The organism is Lutibacter maritimus (assembly GCF_900116115.1).
In the GTDB taxonomy this organism is placed as follows: Bacteria; Bacteroidota; Bacteroidia; order Flavobacteriales; family Flavobacteriaceae; genus Lutibacter; species Lutibacter maritimus.
This window is the reverse complement of record NZ_FOZP01000003.1, coordinates 1-20,023: the sequence shown is the minus strand read 5'-3', so window position 1 is coordinate 20,023 and position 20,023 is coordinate 1. Positions and strand designations below refer to the sequence as shown.

14 protein-coding genes are annotated in these 20,023 nt (G+C 30.1%); 10 read left to right on the top strand and 4 right to left on the bottom strand.

Annotated features, from left to right (window positions below):
* Positions 1-2: 2 nt before the first annotated feature.
* Positions 3-698, top strand: coding sequence for a hypothetical protein (locus BM335_RS05570; protein ID WP_090224099.1), 696 nt, complete (start codon positions 3-5; stop codon positions 696-698).
* A 194-nt stretch (positions 699-892) separates the two neighbouring features.
* Here the strand turns inward: BM335_RS05570 and BM335_RS15685 are convergent, their stop codons facing one another.
* The 4 genes from BM335_RS15685 to BM335_RS05550 are packed head-to-tail and all read right to left on the bottom strand — an operon-like array spanning position 893 to position 2,437.
* Entirely contained in the window at positions 893-1,066 is a 174-nt protein-coding gene (locus tag BM335_RS15685) for a hypothetical protein (protein ID WP_177219164.1), read from the bottom strand.
* Entirely contained in the window at positions 1,056-1,283 is a 228-nt protein-coding gene (locus tag BM335_RS05560; RefSeq protein WP_090224095.1) for a hypothetical protein, read from the bottom strand. Before BM335_RS05560 ends, BM335_RS15685 begins: the two co-directional genes overlap by 11 nt.
* A 3-nt stretch (positions 1,284-1,286) precedes the next feature.
* The gene (locus BM335_RS05555) at positions 1,287-1,682 is read right to left on the bottom strand and encodes a DUF5675 family protein (RefSeq protein ID WP_090224092.1); all 396 of its coding nucleotides are present in this window, start codon (positions 1,680-1,682) and stop codon (positions 1,287-1,289) included.
* Complete coding sequence (locus BM335_RS05550) at positions 1,682-2,437, bottom strand: hypothetical protein (RefSeq protein ID WP_090224089.1); 756 nt, start codon at positions 2,435-2,437, stop codon at positions 1,682-1,684. Before BM335_RS05550 ends, BM335_RS05555 begins: the two co-directional genes overlap by 1 nt.
* Positions 2,438-3,231: 794 nt before the next feature.
* On the opposite strand from BM335_RS05550, the gene BM335_RS05540 reads away from it, so the two are divergent.
* The 9 genes from BM335_RS05540 to BM335_RS05500 form a co-directional block, all read left to right on the top strand.
* Complete coding sequence (locus BM335_RS05540; RefSeq protein ID WP_245780616.1) at positions 3,232-6,000, top strand: helix-turn-helix and ligand-binding sensor domain-containing protein; 2,769 nt, start codon at positions 3,232-3,234, stop codon at positions 5,998-6,000.
* A 294-nt stretch (positions 6,001-6,294) separates the two neighbouring features.
* Positions 6,295-9,414 (top strand): SusC/RagA family TonB-linked outer membrane protein, encoded by a 3,120-nt coding sequence (locus tag BM335_RS05535; RefSeq protein ID WP_218157804.1) that lies wholly within the window; start codon positions 6,295-6,297, stop codon positions 9,412-9,414.
* A gap of 26 nt (positions 9,415-9,440) precedes the next feature.
* A complete protein-coding gene (locus tag BM335_RS05530) occupies positions 9,441-10,970 on the top strand; it encodes a SusD/RagB family nutrient-binding outer membrane lipoprotein (protein WP_090224082.1) in 1,530 nt (509 codons plus the stop codon).
* 129 nt (positions 10,971-11,099) lie between these two features.
* Entirely contained in the window at positions 11,100-12,674 is a 1,575-nt protein-coding gene (locus tag BM335_RS05525) for a family 16 glycosylhydrolase (RefSeq protein ID WP_090224079.1), read from the top strand.
* 1 nt (position 12,675) lies between these two features.
* Entirely contained in the window at positions 12,676-13,512 is an 837-nt protein-coding gene (locus BM335_RS05520) for an endonuclease/exonuclease/phosphatase family protein (protein ID WP_090224813.1), read from the top strand.
* Between the two features lie 202 nt (positions 13,513-13,714).
* Positions 13,715-15,979: a glycoside hydrolase family 3 N-terminal domain-containing protein gene (locus tag BM335_RS05515; protein WP_090224077.1), complete on the top strand. Its 2,265-nt coding sequence runs from the start codon at positions 13,715-13,717 to the stop codon at positions 15,977-15,979.
* 717 nt (positions 15,980-16,696) lie between these two features.
* Positions 16,697-18,100 carry a glucuronate isomerase gene (gene uxaC / locus BM335_RS05510; protein WP_090224075.1) on the top strand — a complete coding sequence of 468 codons (1,404 nt, stop codon included), beginning with the start codon at positions 16,697-16,699 and terminating at the stop codon, positions 18,098-18,100.
* Between the two features lie 110 nt (positions 18,101-18,210).
* Positions 18,211-19,251, top strand: a complete 1,041-nt coding sequence (locus BM335_RS05505) for a sugar kinase (protein ID WP_090221646.1) — start codon at positions 18,211-18,213, stop codon at positions 19,249-19,251.
* Positions 19,252-19,360: 109 nt separating this feature from the next.
* The coding region (locus BM335_RS05500; RefSeq protein WP_090221647.1) for a bifunctional 4-hydroxy-2-oxoglutarate aldolase/2-dehydro-3-deoxy-phosphogluconate aldolase at positions 19,361-20,023 on the top strand (663 nt) is incomplete at its 3' end.

Below are 20,023 nucleotides of genomic sequence, written 5' to 3'. Positions count from 1 at the left end.
ATATGGCACTCAACAACTATTATTTCAAGGCAAGACTTTTTCCAACCGTATTGACTTCAATACCAGCAATAATACTTTACAATAAGTTTGTATCTTCGTTGTATCACGACAAACTTGAAAATATATTTTCAGTACTTCCGACAATTACCGACATAATTCTTTCATCAGCAATTGTTTTTTTACTTGTTCAAATAAATCGTTTTTTATCTAAGGAAATATTTCAAAAACTTTATTTCAAAGACGAAATAAATATGCCAACAACTAATTTTTTGCTAAAATCAAATAATGAACTTGAAATAAGTATTAGGCAAAAAATTGAAGATAAAATAAAAACTAAATTTGGATTAAGTTTACTTTCAGAAACAGAAGAATCGTCAGACGTTTTAAGAGCAAGAAAACTTATAGTAACAGCAGTTTCTCAAATCAGAAATGTTTTACGAGACAATTCTCTTTTGTTACAACACAATATTGAATACGGATTTTTTAGAAATTTAATAGGAGGCTCATTTTTAGCCTTTTTTATTTCAGTAATAATTCTCATTCATTCATATTGTTCCAACGACCTAACGACAAGAAATTTAGGTTGGATTCTTTCTGTTGCATATTTCCTTCCAATTCTATTTAGCAAACTTGTTATAAACCGATATGGAAAGTATTACGCTAAAATTTTATACGAACAATTTTTGACAATTGACTAAAAAAGAAAGACAAGACAACAAAAAATGCACAGCCCATAACAATGTATAAGCGTAATGCGGGCTAAAGTGCTAAATTTAAACGAATTGAACATTAATAAACATATGGTTAAACCGAAAGTGAAGTGCTTCTAATCCCGCACTACGCTTATATTAGACCGTTAAAAACAAAGCCTGGCTAAAAAAATAGCTAGGCTTTATTTTTTAGAAAAAAACCTCCGCAACAAACAAGAAACAAAAAAACTTACAACTGCCCCAATCACAGCCATTACAACAGTAAAAACAACATCGTTTAAGCTGATATTAAAAATAGTGGAGAGAAATGTACCTCCAACAATTCCAGAGCGTAATTGAATGTCATTATTCGCCATTGGTTTCATTTTCATTGTCACTCACTACAGCTTGACTTACGGCAGTTGCCACAGTTCCTGCAACAGTTAAATAAGTGGCAATAGTCACTAAAATAGTAGGTAAGCTTATAGGAGCTGCAATAATTGCACCCCCAGTTGCGGCCAATGCAATTCCAATATTTCTCAATTTTCTAAAAAAGGTTGGAGTTGGTTTTTTATAGCGTTCAGTAATTTTCATAAATTAGTTTTTAATGGTTAAGGTTACTTTTTCTTTTCGGTCAAAAGCTTGGTAACAAGCTGAAAGTATTTTCTGAAACACACTGCGAGATTGCAATCCTTTGGCAATTCCTGTAAGTGAACTTACAGGCGCAATACAGCCTTGTAATTCTTTGTTGGCATCATTGGCTGGGTGTATTAAAATCAAACTTCTTTTGGGTACATTTTGCAGCACTAAATGATGTTTAAACTTGTCGGAATATCGAGGTTTTAACTCATACATACCTTCAGGAATACAAGACATTCTTTTTAAATTATCTTTCCAGGGCAGTTCAATACAAAAACCTATAAATTGTTGATTCATAAAAAGGGCACCGTTGGTACCCTCTTTAAAATACGTTCTATGTAAAACAAGTTCCACTATACCGTATCAACTTTTACAATTGACAATGCATTGTACGAACCATTTTTCAACGGATACATAGCGCCATTTACCTCTTGATAAAACTCAATTCCCAAAACCTGAATAACAGGAAGATCAGAATTTGCAGTTACAGATGCACTCAAATCAATGGCAGCTGTATTTGCGTTTACATAAGGTAGAATTTCAGTTTCATCACTTTCAAAAGTGGAGGTTTCATTTACAAAATCTAAGGAAGCAACACCTGTTACCACTTTAAAATGTGTTGTTCCATTTGGAGCAGCAATTCTTTTCTTCGCTGAAAAAGGGGCAATACTAGCAGTTGCTTCTCCAGTAACACGGTCAAAAGCGTTTACAGATGGAGTAAACAACGTAGAACCTAATTTACCGTTCGTGTTAAATTCAAACCCCTGAATTAAACTCATATTCCCATCTTGAATAGTTCTTGCTCCACGATCATTTACAGTGTCTGTTTTTACCACCTTTAAAAGGTCAGTTGTCAATCTACTCACCACTCTTTTATCTTTTGCATTTTGCAAAAGAATACGAATAGCATTTCGCACAATCTTTCCACCTTTACCTGCAGCTCCAAATTCAGAACCATTTTCACGCGTTCTTTGAAACGCAGGATCATTGGCGATTCTGGAAGCCTCAACGCCTCCTTTTTCACGAGCCAAATGCCCATCACTTGTTTTGTAAAAGGAAATACCTCCGATAGTTCCTTTTAGTTTAATAATACCATTTTGTCTAGCCATAATTATTTAAAATTTTTAATTCTCAACAAATGAAAGTATCTTTAAATAAAATTTAAAAAACCAACATCCATCCATTCCGAAACATTCTTTTTGTTCCGAATTAAACACAGATAAAGAATAGATACTGGTAGGATAAAGTATGGATAGTGTATGAAATGAAAATAATAAGAGCTTGCATATACCCAAAAGACATTCAGTGTATCACTGGCAGAAGTGAACGCTATGGAAGAAAACTACTCAATGAAATAAAAGTGCATTTTGGGAAGGAGCCACATCAGTTTATAACCATAAATGAATTTTCAGAATACTCAGGAATAGAGATAGATATCATAAACGAATACATTTCGAATTAAATAAAAAGGGGCTAATTCGGTGTCAGTTAAATTTAATGAGTCTGTTAGCCCTTTATTTTTAAGGATTTTGAGAATAGGTTTTAGTTCCTTCCTCTCTGCTAAAAATTACAAACCCCTTGTAAACATTCACTTTGAAAGGTTTTTCTTAAAAAAGTGGGTCAAAAATTGAACACTAGATTATTAATATTCACAACTGATAAAAATTAGATGTAAAAAAAATGTCTAAACTTCAAAAAAGCACAAAAGCAACAGTATTTGTATTATATACCTGCCTAATTAAAAGCGAGTTAATATCTAGTATTAAAAGAAAGGTTCCAATTTAATTCATCTTAATTGTTTTATTAACTTGTGATAAATTATTACTCAAAACCAATTTTGATTAACTTTGGAAAGCATTTATAAAAAGTGTAATAGTATTTATTAATCCTTAACTTCAAAATAGTGAGATATTTAAAAGAAGTTTTTTTTATTTTTCTAATTTCTTGCTCTTTAAACGCCCAAGAATTACCATCTATACAAATATTTACACCTGAAGTATATGGAGGTGAAAATCAGAATTGGATGATTTCACAAGCTTCAAATAAGTTTATTTATATAGCAAATAATGAAGGTTTATTAGAATATAATGGTGCCACATGGAAAATATATTCTTCACCAAATAACACTATAATAAGAGCTGTAAAAGTTGTTGATAATAAAATATATACGGGATCTTATATGGAATTTGGGTATTGGGAAAAAGACTCATTTGGAATGTTGAATTATAATTCTTTGGTGCCTAAGCTAAATGAAAAAATGATTGAAGATGAGAATATATGGAATATTATTACCTATCAAGATTGGATAATTTTTCAGTCATTTAATAGGATTTATTTTTATAATCCGGCAAAAGGTAAGTTCACAATTATAAATTCTAAAAATTCAATTTCTAAGGTATTTAACAATAATAATGAAATCTATTATTTTGTTAATAATGAAGGCTTGTTTAAAATCAAAGAAGGTAAGTCAAAATTAATTGTAAATAATTCAATATTAGATGTCAATATTTTAATTAATGTATTTTCAATTGATGAAGGGCTCCTTATTCAAACAAGAAATTCAGGTTTTTATATTTTTAAAGAAGGGAAGCTTCAAAAGTGGAAAGGCTCTGAATTGAATGAATTAGATGGTATTAAAATATACAATAGCATTCAGCTAAAAGACAAAAGTTTTGTTTTAGGAACAATTTCAAATGGAATTATTTTTTTATCAAAAGAAGGTGAAATACAATACCAATTAAATCAGAAAAATGGATTAAGCAATAACACGGCACTCTCACTTTTTGAAGATAGTGATGAGAATATTTGGGTAGGTTTAGACAATGGAATTAATTGTATTAACATAAAATCTCCTGTAAATGTTTTTAATGATGACGACGGTTTTTTAGGAACTGTTTATACTTCAATTGTTTTTAATAATTATATTTATTTAGGAACCAATCAAGGATTGTTTTGCAAAAAAATAAACTCTAATGAAACCTTTAAAATTATTGCAGGAACCGCTGGTCAGGTTTGGGATTTATTTGAAAATGATAAAGAGTTATTTTGCGGGCATCATTTAGGTACTTTTTTAATTGATGAAAATAAAGCCATAAAAATAAGTGATATATCGGGCACCTGGAGTTTTAGAAAAATTCCTGATTCAAAAAATAGATTATTGCAAGGTAATTATAGTGGTTTTTATGTATTGATTAATAAAAATGGGAAATGGGTTTTAGAAAATAAAATAGTTGGGTTTGATAATTCTGCAAGATATTTTGAATTTATTAATAGTAATGAGTTATTTGTAAGTCACGGATATAAGGGGGTATTTAAACTTAATATTGATAAAAGTTTTGAAAAATTTACCAAAATTTCAAAACAAAACGATGTTTCTATTGGAAAAAACTCTAGTTTAATAAAATTCAATAATTCTATTTTTTACGCTAATAATAAAGGAATTTATAAATATGATTTAACAACAGATAAATTTTTAATAGACACTATTTTAAGTCCTATAATTAAAACTGAAACTTTTTTATCTGGAAAATTAATTGTTGATAAAAGTCAAAAATTATGGGGTTTCTCTAAAGAAAGTATTAACTACGCAACAATAAATGATTTAACAAAAGAATTTAATATACATACAATAGATATTCCTGCATCTCTTAGAAAAGGTATAAGTGGATACGAAAATATTTCATTATACAAAGACAACAAATATTTACTAGGTACTTCAAATGGTTATATTACTTTAGATCTTGAAAATTTTGAAACTCGAAAAGAAAGTTTAATTTTTATTAATGAAATTTCAACAAAAAATAGGGAGTCAAATAAATCATTAGTGAATTTGAGTAATAATGGAGAGTTTACATTTGATCAAAACTCAATTGTTTTTAAATTTAGTGTCCCGGTTTTTGATAAATACCAATCAGTAACCTATCAATACAAATTGGAAGGCTATTATAATAAATGGAGCGATTGGAGTAACCAAACTATATTAACTTTTGACAATTTAGCATTTGGAGATTATACTTTTAGTGTTAGAGGAAAATTAGGAAATGAACTCACAAGTAATATTGCTACATATCATTTTCAAATTTTAAAGCCTTGGTATTTTTCATATTTTGCAATATTCATTTATTGCCTTGTGTTTTTTATATGTACATTTTTATTACATAAGGCACATTTAAGGCATTATAAAAATCAGCTAGCTCATAAACAACTAGAAAGTGAGCAATTAATTATTAGAATGAAAAATGAAAAGTTGAACCAAGATATTGAAAATAAAAATAGGGAGTTGGCAATTTCTACAATGAGTATTATTAATAAAAATGAAGTACTAAATAGTATAAAGAATGAATTAAAAACGAATAATATTAATTCAAATAATTTACAAGTATTAAAATTAATTGATGGGAATTTAAATAACTCAAAAGACTGGGATGTTTTTAAAGAAGCTTTTAATAATGCAGATAAATATTTTTTAGATAAGATTAAAGAATTACACCCAAACTTAACTCCTAACGATTTGCGTTTTTGTGCATATTTACGTTTAAACTTAACTTCAAAAGAAATTTCACCATTACTCAACATGACTGTAAGAAGTGTTGAAACAAAACGCTACAGATTAAGAAAACAAATGGGTTTACCTCATGATACTTGTTTAGTTAGCTACATCTTAAACATATAACATTACATCGTATATTATTTTTACTACGACATTACCACAACGCAAACGTTTTAATTAGATAAATAACTATAATTAACCTACAACATTAAAACATATTTAATTTCCCTAAACCTAATATTATTAACGTTTCAGTAATGAATATTTAAAAATTTTAACAATTGAATGAGTTTGTCTGTTTTTTGTTGTGGTATACTTTTATATAACAGTGAGAATAATGTTTAATTTTAATATTATTCTTTTTGGATTCATCCAATAGATATAATCAAACAAAATTATAACTTAACTCAAATGTTTATGAAATTTAGACTATTCACTAAAAAAGTCAGATTACTTTTCTCACTTTTTTTATTCTTAGGTATTTTCGTCGTTACGGCGCAAACCATAGAAATTAACGGAACCGTTATTGACGCTAATGAAATTCCTTTACCTGGAGTTTCTATTGTTGTAAAAAATACAACAAAAGGAACAACTACAGATTTTGAAGGTAAATTTACGTTGTCAAATATTCAAAAAGGAGAAAAGTTGGTTTTCTCTTTTATAGGATATAAAACAATAGAAATAGTTATCAACAATGCTGATAATTTAAATATTATTCTTACAGAAGACACTCAAACATTAAATGAGGTAGTTGTAACTGCATTAGGTATAAAAAGAGAGGAAAAAGCATTAGGTTATGCGGTTCAAAAAGTAGTTGGAGAAAGCCTACAAACTGTAAGAGGTGTAGATGTTGGAACTTCACTTACTGGTAAGATTTCTGGTTTAAAAGTGCTTAACAGTACAGAGTTTGGTGCTGCACCAGATATTCAAATTCGTGGAGAAAATCCACTTTTAGTAATTGATGGAGTCCCATATCAAAATATGACACTTAGAGATGTTGCTGCAGATGATATAGAATCTATGAGTGTTCTTAAAGGAGCTACAGCCTCGGCACTTTATGGTTTTAGAGGTCAAGGAGGTGCAATTTTAATTACAACTAAAAAAAGTGGAAAAAGCGGTTTGTCAGTTTCAATTAATAGTGGGTCTATGTTTACCGCAGGTTACTTAGCAATTCCAGAATTACAATCTACATTTGGTAGAACCGTTAGTTCAGCTACAAACACTTACGATAGATCTGCAAATGGATCTTGGGGTGTGCCAATGGATGGACGAGAAGTAATTCAATGGGATCCTATTTCAAAAACACTTGTACCAATGCCTTATTTACCAATAGGAAAAGATAATTTTAATAATTTTCTTGAACAAGGTTATATCTTAAATAATAGTATAAGTGTTTTACAACAAGGCGAAAATGGAAGTTTTCGTATTTCTGCCACAAAAGTTGATAATGTTGGTCAATATCCAAATTCTAAATTTAACAAATACTCATATAGTATAGGAGGAGAAATGAAGGCAGATAAATTTAGTCTTTCTTCTACCATGTCTTATAGTAAACAAACTTCACCAAACTTAGGATTTAATGGTTATAGAGCTTATGATCCAATGTATAGTATGCTTATTTGGGGAACTGGAGATTGGGATGTAAGAGATTACAAAGATTATTGGTTGGTTAAAAATGAAGTACAAAATAGTAGTTATACAGCAGGTGCTAACAACCCTTACTTTGATAGAAATGAAAGAACAAGAAGTGCCAATAAAGATATTTTAAATGGTATGCTTTCAGTGAATTATGATATCAATTCGTGGTTAAAACTTACCAATCGTGTTGGGTTTGATACATATAGTAATGTACAAGAAGTAACAGTTTCTATGGGTTCATTTCAAGGAGCAGGTACCGCAAAAGTTATTGATGGAGGGACAGAAATTTGGGGAGAATCTAGAAAAGGTTCTTTTAATAAAGGGATTGCAAGAGGGTATAGTTTAAATGAAGATTTAATGTTTATTTTTAATAAAAAAGTAAATGATTTTACGGTTGATGGACTTTTTGGAGGATCAATTTCTTATAATCAAGATGAAGGTTTAGAGTCTTTAACTAAAGGAGGTCTTTCAATACCAGGTTTTTATTCTTTAAAAGCATCAGTACTTCCAGTGTATGTTAATTCAAGAATACATAAACAACAAGTAAACAGTTTATATGGTCGTTTTGGAGTTTCTTATAAAGGTATTGCATTTGCTGAAACTACATTGCGTAATGACTGGACTTCAACGCTATCAAAAGATAATAGATCTTACCTATATCCATCTTTTTCTGCAAGTTTTGTAGCTTCAGAGTTATTGCCAAAATCTGATTGGTTATCATTCTGGAAAATTAGAGCATCACAAACTACAGCTAAAAAACCAGCTGGTATTTACGACATTAATACGGCTTATTCAATTACACCAAATGCTTGGGGTAGTTTAACATCAGCATCGTATCCTGGTTCAATTCGTGGAGCTGATTTAAGAGCAGAATCTTCATCAACATTTGAAATTGGTACAGCAATGAAGTTTTTCAAAAAAAGAGCAGCTTTAGATGTATCTTATTACAACAAAAGAATGTATGATTTCTTAAAATCAACTACAATTAGCCCAGCATCTGGATATTATTCTAACTATGTAAATATTGATGAAGAAATTACTAGAAAAGGTATAGAAGTTTCTGTTGATGTTACACCATTTAAAACAGAAGACTGGCAATGGGATTTAAATTTAAACTGGTCTAAATATGCACGTTATTATACAAAATTAGATGATGAGTTTTCTACAGACCAACCTTGGGTAAAAGAAGGAAGTAGAGTTGATCATTATATAATTAATGATTATTTAAAAGATTCTGAGGGTAATATAATACACAGTAATGGTTTACCACAATATTCAAAATTTGGATCTAAATTTGGAAACTATGATCCAGATTGGATTTGGGGACTTAACTCAAGTTTAAAGTATAAAAATTGGATGTTACAAGTTTCTTTTGATGGTCGAGTAGGAGGATTAGCTCAAACAGGTACAGAAATGTATATGTGGATTTCAGGATCTCACCCAGATTCAGTAGTGCCAGAAAGAATGTTAGATGCAACACAACCTGGTACTAGCAATTATGTAGGTCAAGGTGTTAAAATAGTTTCAGGAGATGTTACTTTTGATACTTACGGAAACATAGTTACAGATACACGTACCTACGCACCAAATGATGTTGCTGTAACTTATAAAAATTATATTAGTAAATATCATAAAGGTACAGCTTGGGGCGGATCACCTTCTCCTGTAGATACTTATAGCACTACATTCTTTAAAATGAGAGAAATGTCTATTACTTATGTGTTGCCAAAAGATGTTACAAATAAGTTAAACGCTAAAAATATTTCGGTTTCTGCAATAGGACAAAACCTGTTATTATGGGCTAAAGATTTTAAATACTCTGATCCAGATGGTGGAAGTGATGATTTTAGTGATCCTTCTCAAAGATATTTAGGGTTTAATTTAAAACTTGATTTTTAATTTATTAACTAAGAAATTTTAAAAAAATGAAAACAATAAAAAAACTTATAACAACAATAACCATTATAATAATATTGGTGATGGTTGGCAGCTGCAGTAACTTTGACGATCTGAATGATAATCCAGATGCAACTACAGAAGGAAATGCGGCTATGTTATGTACAAATGTAGTATTGCGAGTTACAAAATTTGGAGGAAGAGATGCAAAAGCAATGATTTCTGACAACGCCCTACCTAAATATGTAGGTTATGCAAATGAAGGACAATTAGCTTCTCAGTATAATTTAATAGGCGGTAGTAGTTTTGATGCTATGACAATACTTCCTAATATTGATAGAATGGTTGAATATGCAACTGGAAGTACTATGGAAAACTCTTATAAAGGAGTTGGTAAATTTGCAAGAGCAATCATGTTCTATAACCTTACAATGGAAATGGGAGATATACCTTATTCTGAAGCTAATTTAGGTCAAGAAGGGATATATAAACCAAAATATGATTCTCAAGAATCTGTTTTAATAGGTGTTTTAAATGATTTAGTTGAGGCAGATCAATTTTTTGCAAATGGAATAACATTTACTGGTGATCCAACACCTTATAACGGAAATCCAGAAAAATGGCGTAAAGCAACTAATGCTTTTGCTTTAAAGGTATTAATGAGCTTAAGTAAAAAGGAAACCGTTACATCATTAGATATAAAAAATAGATTTGCAGCAATTGTTGCTGCTGGTAATTTAATGGATGCTGGTACTGGTTTTTATGGTTTAAACTATTCTGCAACTAATAAACATCCAATTTCTGGAACATCTGATTTATTCACTTCAAAAACTATTTTAAGTTCATTATTAGTTAATAATTTAAAATCATTAAATGATTATCGTTTATTTTATTTTGGAGAACCAGCTGTTGCACAAATAACAGCAGGAAAATTAATGTCAGATGCTGAAGCTTATGTTGGAGTTGATGTAGAAATGGATTATTCTCAAATGAATTTAAATCATAGTGCAGGAGTATATTCTTTAATTAACAAGCGTTTCTTAACTCAAGATGCTACAGAACCTTTAAGAAAAATGACGTATGCAGAACAAGAACTTATTCTTGCAGAAGCTGTAATTCGTGGTTGGATATCAGGTTCAGCCCAAACACATTATGAAAATGGAGTAAAAGCCGCTTTAACAGATATGATGGCAGTAACTTCAAGTTTTGCTCACGGAAAAGCAATTACAGCAGCCTATATCAATGCATATTTTACTGGAGAAGCAGCATTTAAAACTACTTCTGCAGACCAGTTGAAACAAATTTGGATGCAACGTTATATTCTTAATTTTATGCAAGAAGCAGAATCAAGCTTTTTTGAATATCGTAGAAATAGTTATCCAGTTTTTCCAATAAATGCTGCAACTAGCTTAAATACGGAAAATTTATCAGGAATTCCTATGCGTTGGACTTACCCTAGTTCAGAAAACTCAGTGAATAGAGAAAATTTAATAATAGCATTAGATAATCAATACCAAGGTTATGATGAGATTAATAAAATAATGTGGGTGCTAAAATAAATAATCATAGTTAAGTTAATTATCCAAGTATAATTAAGTGTTTTTATCTATTAATTAAGTTTAGTTTTATTGTTGCTTCTGTTTTTTTAGAAAATTCAGAAGCAACTTTTAAAATATATAGTATTTAAAATGGGAAAAATTAAAAAAATATCCACAGGTTTATTAATAGCAACTTTTGCATTTATTTTAGGTTGTAACTCAACTAATATTAATTTACAAAGCAATGTTAATTTTGTAAATAACAAAGTTGTAGCGCATAGAGGTGCTTGGAAAAATAAAAATCTTCCTCAAAATTCAATAGCTTCACTTAAGGAAGCAATTCAATTAAACTGTTCAGGTTCAGAATTTGATGTTAGAATGACTGCAGATAACGTGCTAATTGTAACGCATGACCCACAATATAATAATTTAGAAATTGAAAAAACCAACTATTCAGAATTAGCTGCTTTTAAATTATTCAATGGAGAAAAGCTCCCAACTTTAAAAGAATATCTTTTGGCTGGGATTAAAAACAATGCCACCACTAGATTGTTTTGTGAGATAAAACCTTCAAAAATAAGTAAGGAAAGAGGACAGCTTATAGCAACTAAAGTAGTTCAAATGGTTGAAGCACTAAAAGCAAAAGATTTGGTAGTATATATAAGTTTTGATTATGATATACTAAAAAAAATAATACAATTAGAACCAGCAGCTTTAACCCAATACTTAGAAAGCAATAAATCAATTGAGCAATTAAAAAAAGATGGTATTAGTGGTATTGATTACTACTATAATAATTATAAAAACAATTTAAAATCCATTGAAAGCACTAAAGCATCTGATTTTACTTTAAATGCTTGGACAGTAAATAATGTTGCCGATATGGATTGGTTATTAGCTAATAATTTTGATTTTATTACTACTGATGAACCAGAATTATTATTAAAAATGTTTAAAAATCGGTTAACTACTTATAAAGATTATAAGTTAATTTGGTCTGATGAATTTAATAATGAGGGTTTGCCAGATTCATTAAAATGGAATTATAAATATGGAGGTCAGGGGTTTGGTAATAATGAAAAACAGTTCTATTTGGAAAAATCTTTAGATAATTCATTTGTTAAAAATGGGAAATTACATATTGTAGCTTTAAAAAAAGACATTGAAAATAGACATTATACTTCAGCAAGGTTAACAACTTATAATAGGTTTGTTTTGCAATACGGAAAAATTGAAGTAATGGCAAAATTACCTAAAGGAAAAGGAACTTGGCCAGCAATTTGGATGCTACCAGAAAGTCTTCGTAAAAAAGAAGAGGCTTGGCCTTTGTGTGGTGAAATTGATATTATGGAACATGTTGGAAAAGACCCAAATATGGTGCATGTTTCACTACATTCCAAAGAATACAATCATATAAAGAATACTCAAATAACACATTTTGATAGAATTCCTGATGTTTTTAATAACTTTCACTTATATGGAATAGAATGGACACCTGAATTTATCAAGTTTTATATAGATAATAAATTATTTTTTGAAGCTAAAAAAGGAGAAAATGGAATGATTTCTACGAACGAAGGTTGGCCTTTTGATAAACCTTATTTTTTAATATTAAATCTTGCCATTGGTGGAAATTGGGGAGGTGATATTGATGATACAATTTTCCCTTCCGAAATGTTAGTAGATTATGTTAGAATATACCAGAAACCAACAATTAAAAATTAGGATGAAAAAATTAGTTATTTTATTACTATTTATTGGATTGTGTATCAACTCATATGCCCAGACTTTTAAAGCAATGACCTATAACGTCCGTTTAAATGTTGAAGTTGATGGCGAAAACGCTTGGCCATTAAGAAAGGAATTTTTAACATCACAAATACAGTTTTATGAACCTGATATTTTAGGTGTTCAAGAAGCAACTCCTCTTCAGGTTACTGAAATGTCAGTATTACTTCCTCAATACAATCAAGTTGGTGTTGGAAGAGATGGTGATGGTAAAGGAGAATCCTCAAATATTTATTATAAAAAAAATCGATTTATTGTTAAAGAAACAGCTACTTTTTGGCTTTCTGAAACACCTGATGAAATTTCAAAAGGTTGGGACGCTGCATATAACAGAGTTTGTTCCTATGCTTTGTTGAAAGATAAAAAAACAAAACATAAAATATGGGTTTTCAATACACACTTAGATCATATTGGAGAAGAAGCGAGAACTAAAGGTATTGAATTAATTCTGTCAAAAATTAAAATTCTTAACACAAAAAATTACCCCGTAATATTTATGGGCGATTTCAATTCTGAACCAACTACTGAAAGAATTATAAATCTAAAAAAAGAAATGAATGATTGTAGGGAAGTTTCAAGAGAAAAACCTTTTGGCCCTTCAGGAACTTTTAATGGTTTTAAACACAATGAACCGGTGACACAATTAATTGACTATATTTTTATTTCAAAAAACAATAAAATAGTAGTTGACAAATATGCAATTTTAAGCGATTCTAAAAACTTAAAATACCCATCAGATCACTTGCCTGTATTCGTAAAATTGAGATATAAATAATATAAAAAACACATTCTTTATGTCAAAAAAAAAGTGGAATTTGTTGTGTATTTATGTGAATTCATTTTTGGTTTTTATGCTAGAATAATTTCAATTCTTTAATCCTTAAGTTAAAATGGAAATTTGGATGTATATGACAATCAACGAATTTAATATTCAATAAAACTAGACGAGATAAGTTTTAAAAAGTAAATACTCAAAAATGAAAACACAGCTAGCAAATATAATTTTATGGATATCTTTTCTATCAATTTCTTCTTGTTCAACTAAAATGACTATAAATAAAGAGCAGCCAGAGAAAAGTTCCAATAACTCAAAAGCAATAATTTTTGTTGATAGTTTACTCCAAAAAATGACATTGGATGAAAAAATAGGTCAAACTGTTCTCTTTTCTTCTGGCTCCGACATTACAGGGCCAACTATAGACAAAAATTTTGTTGATTATTTAAAAGATGGTATGCTTGGAGCTGTATTTAGTGTGCCAACTGTAAAAGCTACCATAGAACTTCAAAAAATTGCAGTTGAAGAAACCAGATTAGGAATTCCATTATTATTTGGATATGATGTTATTCACGGATACAAAACTATATTTCCAATTTCACTTGGAGAATCAGCATCTTGGGATTTAGATTTAATTGAAAAGAGTTCAAGGATTGCGGCAGAAGAAGCTTCGGCCTCAGGTTTTCACTGGACGTTTGCACCAATGATTGATATTTCTCGAGATCCTCGTTGGGGAAGAGTCTCAGAAGGAGCAGGGGAAGATGTTTTTTTAGGTAATGCAATTGCAAAAGCACGTGTTAAAGGTTTTCAAGGTGATGATTTATCTAAAAACAATACAATTTTGGCTTGTGCAAAACATTTTGCAGCTTATGGAGCAGCGATTGCAGGAAGAGATTATAATACAGTAGATATGTCGGAAAGAGAATTAAGGACAACCTATTTACCTCCATTTAAAGCTGCCATTGATGCAGGAGTAACAACATTTATGACTTCTTTTAATGATTTAAATGGAGTTCCAGCTTCTGGAAATAAATTTTTATTGACGGATATCTTAAGAAATGAATGGAACTTTGATGGTTTTGTGGTTACTGATTATACATCAATAAATGAAATGATTCCTCACGGGTATTCTAAAGATGAAAAACAGGCAGGTGAACAAGCGTTAAATGCCGGAGTTGATATGGATATGCAAGGTGGTATATTTTTAAGAAATCTAAAAAAATTAGTTGAAGAAGGTAAAGTTTCAGAAGAAAAAATAACTGCTGCAGCAAGGCGTATTTTAATTTTAAAATATCGTTTAGGGCTGTTTGAAGATCCTTACAGGTATAGTAATGAACAACGTGAAAAAGTAACGCTTTATAAACCTGAATATTTAGAGACAGCCAAAGAATTAGCTCAAAAATCTATTGTCTTATTAAAAAATAAAAACAATATTTTACCTTTAAATAAGCATCAAAAAATAGCGTTAATTGGTCCTTTAGTTAAAGACGAAAGTCATATTTTAGGAACTTGGATAGCGCGTGGAGATAGGACTGGTAAAGCTGTTAGCGTTTATGAAGGAATAGAAAACTTACTAGGGAATACTGAAATTATTAAGTACGCAAAGGGTTGTGAAATTGAAGGAAATGATAAATCAAAATTCAATGAAGCTGTAAATATTGCTAAAGAATCAGATGTTGTAATAATGGTTTTAGGAGAATCTCACGGATTAAGTGGTGAAGCTGCAAGTAGAACTAATTTAGATGTACCAGGTGTGCAAAAAGAGCTAATAGCTGAAATTAAAAAAACAGGGAAACCAATTATTTTAATTTTAATGAATGGTAGACCTTTAACATTAGAATATGAAAACGAAGTTACGGATGCAATTATAGAAACTTGGTTTTCAGGAACAATGGGCGGAGCAGCAATTGCGGATGTGCTTTTTGGAGCGTACAATCCATCAGGGAAACTTACCATGTCGTTTCCTAGAAATGTTGGACAAATTCCTATTTATTACAACTATAAAAATACTGGAAGACCTTATAAAATTAAAGGAGCTGAACAACGATTTAGATCTAAATATTTAGATGCTCCTAATTCGCCATTATATCCATTTGGTTATGGCTTAAGTTATACGTCATTTCAGTATTCAGACTTAAAAATTAATAAAAATGAGTTTAATTTTAATGAAACTATTGAGGTTAGGGTAACAATTACAAATACTGGAAAATATGATGGTGAAGAGATTGTGCAATTATATATTCAAGATATTGTAGGAAGTGTTACTAGACCAGTGAAAGAATTAAAAGGATTTGAAAAAGTTTTTTTGAAAATTGGGGAATCTAAAGAAATATCATTTTTATTAACTTCAAAAGATTTAGCATTTTATACAAACGATATGAGATTTAAAGCTGAGATAGGCGATTTTAAAGTATTTGTCGGAACAAATAGTGTAGAGCTTCTGGAAGTTGAATTTAGTTTAAAGTAAAGAGTCACAACAGTTTATTACTTTAGAAGAATTAACCGAATATAGTGGGTTCAACATTAAAATTGTGACAGATTATTTACAAAAAGTTTCATAATATTTGATATGTTTTAGTGCTATTTGTAGTGTTAAAAATCTTGTCATTTATTAATGAGATTGTGGGTTAATGTCAATTTAGGTCAACAAATCTGTCAACAAAATTTTAATGGAGATGGGAAGTACTAGTAAATAAAGAGAAAACTTCAAGGGTTCAAATCCCTTCCTCTGCCAACAATCAATCAAGAAAGAGCCCCATAAGAGTGATGTTTATGGGTTTTTCCTTTTTTTATATATAAAAATCAACATATGATTGTGGTGATGTTTTTAAGTCTTCTATACTTATTTTTCTGTATAAAGTTATTTTAGGATACTTTTTGTTTAAAACTTGTTTTTACTTCAATCATTTAAATTTATTTTAAAACCTCAATGTTTAGAGTGTTTTTATAAAAATTTAAATCAAATTTTGCATAAAATGACATAAAAAATTGGATTTCAATAAATTTGTTTTACATTTGTGTAATCGATTACAATTTATATTGTTTGTTGATAATTTAATTTTAAACATTCACTTAATCCTAAAATAATTTTTAAATTAAAAATCAATTTAAAAAGGATTTAAAGGTTGTTAAAATTAAATTTTACACTTAAATAAATTTATTAAATAATTATAAGTATTTTAAAATGAGTGATAAAAATTTTATACACGATAATTTTTTACTTGAAAATAAATATGCTGAAGAACTCTATCATACGTATGCAAGTAAAATGCCTATTATAGATTATCATAATCATTTACCTCCACAGCAAATAGCTGAAAATAAAATTTTTAGCAACATTACAAATGTTTGGATAAATGGCGATCATTACAAATGGAGAGCCATGAGAACCTTGGGAATTAATGAAAACTTTATTACTGGAGATGCGTCTGATAAAGATAAGTTTATGAGTTGGGCAAAAACAGTGCCTTATACAATGAGAAATCCCTTATATCATTGGACACATTTAGAGTTAGCTCGTTATTTTGATATTTATGATTTATTAAATGAAAACTCAGCAGAAAAAATTTATCAAGAAACAAAGGAGAAGTTAAATACAGAAGCATATAGTTGTCAAAACTTGTTGCATAAAGTAAATGTGGAGTTAGTTTGTACAACAGAAGATCCTATTGATAATTTAGAACATCATCAAAAAATTGCAAAAAGTAATCTGAACCTAAAAGTAAGCACTGCATTTAGGCCTGATAAAGCAATTTTAATTGCAAACGATGGTTATAATGACTATTTAAATGCTCTGGAAAATGCAGCAGACTGCTCTATTAATACTTACCAAGATTTATGTGATGCTTTAAAAAATAGAATTCAATATTTTAATGATAATGGTTGTAAATTGTGCGATCACGGTTTAGATCAAATTTATTTTGAAAATTTTACCGAAACTGAAATTAATTCAATATTTCAAAAGAAAAGAAACAATAAAACAATATCAACAGAAGAAGCGTATAAATTTCAAAGTGCTATTTTGTTATTTTTAGCCGAAGCATATCACGAATTTGGTTGGGTTCAACAATTTCATTTAGGAGCGTTAAGAAATAATAATGAACGAATGTTAAGAGTTTTAGGTCCAGATACTGGTTGGGACTCTATTGGCGATTATTCACAAGCCCAAAAATTATCATCGTTTTTAAATGCTTTAGACAGCAAAAATAAATTAACAAAAACAATCCTTTACAACTTAAATCCAGCAGACAATGAAGTAATGGCAACTATGATTGGCAACTTTAATGATGGAAGTTTAAAAGGAAAAGTGCAATATGGTTCGGGATGGTGGTTTTTAGATCAAAAAGATGGAATGACTAAACAACTAAATGCACTTTCAAACATGGGATTGATTAGTTGTTTTGTAGGAATGTTAACTGATTCTAGAAGTTTCTTATCTTTTCCAAGACATGAATATTTTAGAAGAATATTATGTAACCTTCTTGGTGATGAAATTAAAAGAGGAGAATTACCAAATGATATGGAATGGATTGGTAAAATGGTTACAGATATAAGCTATAACAACGCAAAAGAATATTTCAAATTTTAAATATAACATTTTGTATTATTAACTACCATAATTTGAACAATTACAATTATCCATTAAAGTAATTTTATGTTTTCTAAATTAAAAATTGATAATATTATAAACAAATACAAATGAGTAAAGTAGTAACATTTGGTGAGATTATGTTGCGATTATCACCACAAGGATTTTTAAGATTTTCACAAGCGGACAATTTTGATGTTGTTTATGGAGGCGGAGAATCAAACGTAGCAGTTTCTTTAGCCAACTATGGTGTTTCAGTAGATTTTGTAACACGTTTACCAAAAAATGACATTGGAGAATGTGCGATGATGGAAATGCGTAAAAGAGGCGTTGGAGTAGATAAGATTGTTTGGGGAGGAGATCGTTTAGGAATTTACTTTTTAGAGACAGGCGCAGTTAGTAGAGGTTCAAAAGTTGTGTATGATAGAGCACATTCATCTATGTCTGAAATTCAATTGGGCATGATAGATTGGGAGGAAGTTTTTGCTGGAGCCGAGTGGTTTCATTGGACAGGCATTACTCCAGCAATTTCACAAAGTTCAGCGGATGTTTGTTTAGAGGCAGTAAAAGCAGCCAGCAAATTAGGATTAACCATTTCCACAGATTTAAACTATAGAGCAAAACTTTGGAAATATGGTGGAGATAGAGAAGCAATTATGACCGAGTTAACATCGTATTGTGATGTTATTTTAGGCAATGAAGAAGATGCAGAAATGCACTTTGGCATTAAGCCAGAAGGAGCAGCAGTTCAAACACACGGACATGATGTAAAGGCAGAAGCGTTTTTATCGGTTTGTCAGCAAATGATGGCGAAATTCCCAAGAGCTAAAAAAGTAATTACTACGTTAAGAGGTTCAATTTCAGCATCTCATAACACTTGGGCCGGCGTTTTATATGATGGAAAACAACTATTGCAAACACGTCAGTATCAAATTACTGATATTGTAGATAGAGTTGGAGGTGGAGATAGTTTTATGGGCGGATTGATTTACGGATTATTAACGTATCCAGATGATGATCAAAACGCATTAGACTTTGCAGTAGCAGCCTCTTGTTTAAAACACACCATAAAAGGAGATGCCAACTTAGTAACTGTAGATGAAGTAACTAAATTAATGGGTGGTGATGCCTCAGGAAGAGTAGCACGATAACAAAGAAGTATTATAATTAAGTTTGGTTAAATCGGAAAGTTGAGTCGTAGAAAACACGACTCAACAATCCATTTTAAGAAAAGCTTCATTAAAAAAAGATAAATAAAAAATGGCACAATTTACAAGAATAGAAGTTGCAACAGCAATGAAAGAAACAGGGATGATTCCTTTATTTTTCAGTAATGATTTAGAAGTAAGTAAACAAGTATTAAAGGCATGTTATGATGGCGGAGCAAGATTGATGGAATTTACGGCACGAGGTGATTTTGCACACGAAGTTTTTGGAGAGTTAACCAAATATGCGATTAAAGAATTACCAGGAATGATTATGGGAGTTGGATCCGTAACCGATGCTGGCGCAGCTTCATTATATATGGCTTTAGGGGCAAACTTTATAGTAACACCTGTTTTAAGAGAAGATATCGCAGTAGTTTGTAATAGACGCAAAGTATTATGGTCACCAGGCTGTGGAACATTAACAGAAATTGCTAGAGCAGAAGAATTGGGCTGTGAAATTGTAAAATTATTCCCTGGAGATATTTACGGACCACAATTTGTAAAAGGAATAAAAGGACCACAACCTTGGACGAGTGTAATGCCAACAGGAGGTGTTTCACCTACAGAAGAAAACCTAAAAAGCTGGTTTAGTGCAGGAGTAACTTGTGTTGGAATGGGATCACAATTAATATCAAAAGAAATATTATCAAGTAAAAATTATACAAAGCTAACAGAAGATGTAAAAAGTGCTTTGGAAATTATTGAAAAAGTAAGA

Excerpts from the sequence above, each read along its gene's own strand:
- BM335_RS05570 (WP_090224099.1), top strand. The coding sequence starts at position 3 with ATGGCACTCAACAACTATTATTTCAAGGCAAGACTTTTTCCAACCGTA.
- BM335_RS05525 (WP_090224079.1), top strand. The coding sequence starts at position 11,100 with ATGGGAAAAATTAAAAAAATATCCACAGGTTTATTAATAGCAACTTTT.
- BM335_RS05535 (WP_218157804.1), top strand. The coding sequence starts at position 6,295 with ATGAAATTTAGACTATTCACTAAAAAAGTCAGATTACTTTTCTCACTT.
- BM335_RS05530 (WP_090224082.1), top strand. The coding sequence starts at position 9,441 with ATGAAAACAATAAAAAAACTTATAACAACAATAACCATTATAATAATA.
- BM335_RS05520 (WP_090224813.1), top strand. The coding sequence starts at position 12,676 with ATGAAAAAATTAGTTATTTTATTACTATTTATTGGATTGTGTATCAAC.
- BM335_RS05550 (WP_090224089.1), bottom strand. The coding sequence starts at position 2,437 with ATGGCTAGACAAAATGGTATTATTAAACTAAAAGGAACTATCGGAGGT.
- BM335_RS15685 (WP_177219164.1), bottom strand. The coding sequence starts at position 1,066 with ATGGCGAATAATGACATTCAATTACGCTCTGGAATTGTTGGAGGTACA.
- BM335_RS05560 (WP_090224095.1), bottom strand. The coding sequence starts at position 1,283 with ATGAAAATTACTGAACGCTATAAAAAACCAACTCCAACCTTTTTTAGA.
- uxaC (WP_090224075.1), top strand. The coding sequence starts at position 16,697 with ATGAGTGATAAAAATTTTATACACGATAATTTTTTACTTGAAAATAAA.
- BM335_RS05505 (WP_090221646.1), top strand. The coding sequence starts at position 18,211 with ATGAGTAAAGTAGTAACATTTGGTGAGATTATGTTGCGATTATCACCA.
- BM335_RS05515 (WP_090224077.1), top strand. The coding sequence starts at position 13,715 with ATGAAAACACAGCTAGCAAATATAATTTTATGGATATCTTTTCTATCA.